Here is an 840-nt window from a genome sequence, read left to right as displayed (position 1 = left end):
GGGCTTGCCGCCTACACCAAGATCTTCGCCAACACCTACGCCGCCGACAATGTGCGCATGAACAACGTGCTGCCCGGCTGGATCGACAGCCTGCCGGCCACAGAAGAACGCCGCGACAGTGTGCCGATGCAGCGCTACGGCACCTCGGAAGAAATCGCCGCGACCATCGCCTTCCTGGCGTCCGAAGGCGCCGGCTACATCACCGGCCAGAACATCCGGGTCGACGGCGGCATCATACGCGCTATTTGAGGGCGTCGGCCGGGGGGATCCCGGCATCTCACCCCAAGGAGCAAAGAATGCGGCTTTTGATACTCGGCACCGGCTGGATGGCGCAGGAACATGCGCGGCGCTTCACCGCCATCGACGGCGTCGACATCGTCGGCGCGGTCGATGTCGATCCGGCACGGGTCGGCGAGTTCGCCGACAGTTTTGACATTCCCAACCGCTTTACCGCGCTGGATGAGGCGCTGACATGGGGTGAGTTCGACGCGGTGGCCAATGTCACGCCGGACCGCATCCACCACCCGACCACCATGGCGCTGGTCGCCGCCGGCAAGCCGGTGCTGTGCGAGAAGCCGCTGGCCGAAAACTATGGCAAGGCGACCGAGATGGCCGACGCCGCCGAGGCCGCCGGCATCGTCAACATGGTGAACCTCACCTATCGCAATGTGCCGGCGCTGCAGAAGGCCCGCCAGATGGTGCAGGCGGGCGAGATCGGCACCGTCAGGCATGTCGAGGCGTCCTACCTGCAAAGCTGGCTGGTGTCGAAATTCTGGGGCGACTGGCGCACCGATCCGAAATGGCTGTGGCGCCTGTCACGCGGCCACGGCTCCAATGGCG

2 protein-coding genes are annotated in these 840 nt (G+C 65.6%); both read left to right on the top strand.

All coding sequences use genetic code 11. From position 1 onward, the window contains the following. The coding region (locus EN939_RS36280) for an SDR family oxidoreductase (RefSeq protein WP_127272062.1) at window positions 1-249 on the top strand (249 nt) is incomplete at its 5' end. A gap of 47 nt (window positions 250-296) precedes the next feature. Then, window positions 297-840 (top strand): Gfo/Idh/MocA family protein (locus EN939_RS36275; RefSeq protein WP_164751610.1); only part of this gene is annotated, 544 nt, incomplete at its 3' end.

Source organism: Mesorhizobium sp. M7A.F.Ca.CA.002.05.1.1 (assembly GCF_003998335.1).
GTDB lineage: Bacteria > Pseudomonadota > Alphaproteobacteria > Rhizobiales > Rhizobiaceae > Mesorhizobium.
This window is presented reverse-complemented; position numbering and strand designations above follow the sequence as displayed.